This is a genomic window from Sphaerotilus sp. (assembly GCF_041083715.1).
Classification (GTDB): Bacteria; Pseudomonadota; Gammaproteobacteria; order Burkholderiales; family Burkholderiaceae_C; genus Sphaerotilus.
The window spans coordinates 1-4,114 of sequence record NZ_JBFPGY010000038.1; the positions used below are offsets into that span (position 1 = coordinate 1).

6 protein-coding genes are annotated in these 4,114 nt (G+C 67.1%); 5 read left to right on the forward strand and 1 reads right to left on the reverse strand.

Annotation, left to right across the window (positions count from 1 at the left end; genetic code table 11):
* On the forward strand, positions 1 to 339 hold a 339-nt coding region (locus tag AB3X43_RS01890), incomplete at its 5' end, for a YceI family protein (RefSeq protein WP_369428199.1).
* Positions 340 to 385: 46 nt separating this feature from the next.
* Positions 386 to 961 (forward strand): YceI family protein, encoded by a 576-nt coding sequence (locus tag AB3X43_RS01895; RefSeq protein WP_369428200.1) that lies wholly within the window; start codon positions 386 to 388, stop codon positions 959 to 961.
* Between the two features lie 268 nt (positions 962 to 1,229).
* Here the strand turns inward: AB3X43_RS01895 and AB3X43_RS01900 are convergent, their stop codons facing one another.
* Positions 1,230 to 1,406, reverse strand: coding sequence for a hypothetical protein (locus AB3X43_RS01900; RefSeq protein ID WP_369428201.1), 177 nt, complete (start codon positions 1,404 to 1,406; stop codon positions 1,230 to 1,232).
* Between the two features lie 258 nt (positions 1,407 to 1,664).
* Between AB3X43_RS01900 and AB3X43_RS01905 the strand changes: the two genes are divergently transcribed.
* From AB3X43_RS01905 to AB3X43_RS01915, 3 genes are all read left to right on the forward strand, one after another.
* On the forward strand, positions 1,665 to 2,627 hold the full coding sequence (locus AB3X43_RS01905; RefSeq protein ID WP_369428202.1) for a hypothetical protein: 963 nt from the start codon (positions 1,665 to 1,667) through the stop codon (positions 2,625 to 2,627).
* Positions 2,624 to 3,646 (forward strand): LacI family DNA-binding transcriptional regulator, encoded by a 1,023-nt coding sequence (locus AB3X43_RS01910; RefSeq protein WP_369428203.1) that lies wholly within the window; start codon positions 2,624 to 2,626, stop codon positions 3,644 to 3,646. The genes AB3X43_RS01905 and AB3X43_RS01910 overlap by 4 nt, the downstream gene beginning before the upstream one ends.
* Positions 3,647 to 3,735: 89 nt before the next feature.
* A partial coding sequence (locus AB3X43_RS01915; protein ID WP_369428204.1) for a Gfo/Idh/MocA family protein occupies positions 3,736 to 4,114 on the forward strand: 379 nt, incomplete at its 3' end.

Here is a 4,114-nt window from a genome sequence, read left to right on the forward strand (position 1 = left end):
ACCTTCGGCGCCCCGGAAACCGATGGCGAGATGGTCAAGCCGACCTGGTTCAACGTGCCGAAGTTTCCGCAGGCCACATTCCAGTCGAGTGCGATCAAGGCGGTCGGCCCCGGCAAGTTCGAGGTCGCGGGCAAACTGACAATCAAGGGAACTGCGCAGAACGTGACAGTCCCCGTGACCCTCGCACAGGCAGGTGCCAACACGACCGCCACCGGCGCCTTCGCCATCAAGCGCCTCGAATTCAAGATCGGCGAAGGCGAATGGGCCGACACCTCGATGGTCGCCAACGACGTGCAGATCAAGTTCAAGCTCCTGCTGAGCGGCGTGCCTGCGCTCTGACACTCCCCTCGTCACCCTCCTCTCCAACCCTGAAGGAAATCCTCCCATGAAGAAGTCCCTGCTCGCTCTGGCCCTGGTGCCCGTCCTGTTCGCCTCTGCCGCCCACGCTGAAAGCGCCGCCTACGCGATCGACCCGACACACACCTTCGTCACCTTCGAGATCGACCACTTCGGCACCACGACCAACCGCGGCCGCTTCGACAAGAAGGAAGGCACCATCCAGTTCGACCGTGCGGGCAAGACGGGCAAGGTGGACATCACCATCGACGCCAGCTCGATCAACACCGGCACCGGCCCGTTTGATGGCCACCTGAAAAGCCCGGAAATCCTCAACGCCGCGGCCTTCCCGACCGCTCACTTCGTGAGCGACAAGTTCGTTTTCGATGGTGACAAGGTCAAGGAAGTCACTGGCCAGTTCACGCTGATGGGCAAGACGAATCCGGTCACGCTGAAGGCAACCAAGTTCAACTGCTACGTGAATCCGATGGTCAAGCGCGAAGTCTGTGGTGGCGACTTCGAAGCCACCATCAAGCGCAGCCTGTGGGGTGCCAGCTATGGCATCAACTACGGTTTCTCGGACGACATGCGCCTGGTGGTCCAGGTCGAAGCCGTCAAGCAGTGATCAGGCTGTGAAGCCCTGACGACCCACGGCACGGGCAAGCACCGTGCCGATCATCTCGGTCGCCGCGCGCCAGGGTGCTCATGGTGGGCCTCTCCTGGTGCGTTGCTACGCCAGATCTGCACTGGATCCATGTCGCAGCATCCACCGCATGGGAGTACCTTGATGGGGAAATTTGCGCCGTCAGGGGCAATCGTGCGCGCATTTACCGAGCGGCAATATCCCTGAGGCTGGCAGACGCCATACTGGCCCGTCCACCTGATGCAGAAGATCAGCGCTTGCGGTCCATGCGCAGGGCAAAAGCCATGCTGCGCTGGTCACAGCCGATGCGTCCATAGTCGAACGTTTCCTGCTTGCGGCCCTTTTCAGTCTGCCGATCCTGCATTGGCAGACGGCGGGGAGCGGGGTGGTCGGTGCGGAGAAGGTGCTTCATGGCGAGATGGCTCATCGGGTTTTTTCACATCTTCCGGTGACACGCCAAGTGCCGCTTGAAGGTGAACTTATTGATACCGCTGACAACGCATGAGTGAATCCGGCGGATGACAGCACCTCAGCAATAGTGAAGAAACAGGATGGAACCCTTGTTTGTTTACTAAACGGTTGGCATTTTCTACACTTGAACACCCGGAAACCCGTGTTCGAGCCCATGTCCAGTCACACCGTACGCCCCTCCGACGCCCGATCACTGGTTTGGGCCCACGGCTGCATGACCTTGAACCGACTGGGAGCCATGCTGGCACCGGTGGTCTTCACCGCACCGGGGCATCCTGATTTTTCGCCGATGCAGGTCGCCCCTTGGCACACCGAGCCGATCGGTGCCGAGCAGACTGGCCTGATGCACGGCCTGCGCGGCGACTGGCCCTGTGTCCCCTTCGGCCGCACCGACAGGCCCTCGGATCTGCCCACCGGTTGGTCCGCACGCACGCCCCACGACGACTGGGGCCACGGCCACAGCGCCCACCACGACTGGGCGTGGATCTCGACCGAGGATCCACACACCCTGGCGCTGACGATCACCCTGCCCGCCACCGACCCGATCGCACGCCTGACCCGCACGGTACGTGCGCGGCCCGACGCCGCTGCCGTGGAGCTGGCCTTGCACATCGAGGCCCGCACCGCCTGCACACTGCCCGTGGCGCTGCACCCCACACTGCGGCTGGATGCCGGCCGCGTGGCGCTGGACCTGCCGCAGCACGGCCCCGGCCTCACCTACCCCGTTCCCGCCGAGCCCGGCCGTTCGCGGCTGGCACCCGACCAGCGCTTCGACCGGCTGGACGCCGTGCCCAGCACCGGCGGCCCGCCCGCCGACCTCACCCGCTTTCCGCAGCCGCATGACAGCGAGGACCTGCTCCAGCTCATGGCACTCGACGGCCCCGTCACCGCCCGCTACCTCGACTGCGGCTGGGCGCTCACGCTCGACTGGGACCGCACACTGCTGCCCGACCTGATGCTCTGGGTCAGCCACCGCGGCCGCCTGCAGCCGCCGTGGAGCGGCCGGCACCTGGCGCTGGGCATCGAGCCGGTGTGCAGCGTGTTCGATCTGGGACGGGTCGCCGCACCACCCGCCGACCACCCACTGTCGACACGCACCGGCCTCGTGCTGACGCCCGGCGTGCCGATGACCGTGCACAGCCGGCTGAGCGCGCAGCCGCTGGCACCGCAGCCATGAGCGTCACCGTCCGTGACATCGCCGACACGGCCGGCGTCTCGGTCGGCACGGTCTCGCGCGCGCTGAAGAACCAGCGCGGGCTGTCCGACGAAACCCGCCGCCACGTGCGCCAGGTCGCCCGTGACCTCGGCTACGACCTCGGCCGCCTGCGCTCAGGCAAGGCGCAGCGGCTGGTCTTCCTCGTGCACCGGCACCACAGCAGCTTCGCGGTCAACCCGTTCTTCGCGCAGGTGATGCACGGCGTCGAGGAAGCCTGCCGCGCATTCGGCGTCGTGCCGACGCTGCTCACCGCCGGCCCGGCCGACCCGCTGCGCGACCTGCTGCGCATGCACGAGCCGGACGCCGTGCTGGCGGCCGGTTTCTTCGAGACGGAACTGATCGACGTGCTGCGCGGGATGGAGCTGCCGATGGCGCTGGTGGACTTCTGGCTGCCCGGCTGTCCCTCGGTCAATCCCGACAACGCCGAGGGCGGCTACCGTGCGACCTGCCACCTGCTCGACACCGGCCGCCGCCGCATTGCGTATCTGGCCGGATCGCTGGCGCACTTCAGCATCCGAGAGCGCGAGCGCGGCTACCGGCGCGCGCTGTTCGAGGCCGGTGTGCTGGCCGATCCTGACCTGGAAGTGGTGGCCCCGCCCGGCCTGGACACCTCCCGCGGCGCCGAGGCCGCGATGCGCCAGCTGCTGCGCCTGCGCCGCCGACCGGACGCTGTCTTCGCCTACAACGACACCGCCGCGCTCGCCGCGATCCGTGTCTGCACCGCGGACGGACTGCGTGTGCCCCAGGACATCGCCTTCGTCGGCTTCGACGACATCACGGCCGCCGCCTGCTCGCCGGTGCCGCTCACCACCCTGCAGGTGGACAAGGAAGCGCTGGGGCGCATGGGCGTCGAGCTGGTGTTGCGCGGCATGGAACTGCCGCGCGAGATCGTGCTGCCCGTGCAACTGGTCGAGCGCGCCAGTTCGGCCAGATCCCCGGAGGCCGCCGCGCCTTGTTTCGGCGCCAACGTTGTCTCCTGACCGGGAAACTGCGCTGACCAGCCGCGCAGCGTCCGGTCTATCCTGACGGCCGGACAGCAGGTCCAAGAACAGGATCAAGGAGGGTCGCCATGCGCTGGGGTTTCATCGGAGCGAGCAACATCGCCGAGCGGGTCATCCCGTCACTGCGCAAGATCGCCGGGCAGGAGCTGGTCGCCGTCTGCTCGCGCAGCGCCAGCCGCGCACGGCAGTTCGCCGAACAGCAGGGGCTGGCCAGTGCCCACACCGAGTTGCGCGAATTGCTCGCACTCGGGCTGGACGCCGTCTACATCAGCTCGACCAACGAGCAGCACGCCGCGCAGACACTCGCCGCGCTCGACGCCGGCTGCCACGTGCTGTGCGAGAAGCCGCTGGCGATGTCGCTGGCCGACGCCGCGCAGATGATCGACCGCGCCCAGGCCGCCGACCGCGTGCTCGCCACCAACCACCATCTGCGCGCCTCGGCCTTGC

Coding starts and splice junctions, on each gene's coding strand:
- AB3X43_RS01900 (WP_369428201.1), bottom strand. CDS start 1,406: ATGAGCCATCTCGCCATGAAGCACCTTCTCCGCACCGACCACCCCGCT.
- AB3X43_RS01895 (WP_369428200.1), top strand. CDS start 386: ATGAAGAAGTCCCTGCTCGCTCTGGCCCTGGTGCCCGTCCTGTTCGCC.
- AB3X43_RS01905 (WP_369428202.1), top strand. CDS start 1,665: ATGACCTTGAACCGACTGGGAGCCATGCTGGCACCGGTGGTCTTCACC.
- AB3X43_RS01910 (WP_369428203.1), top strand. CDS start 2,624: ATGAGCGTCACCGTCCGTGACATCGCCGACACGGCCGGCGTCTCGGTC.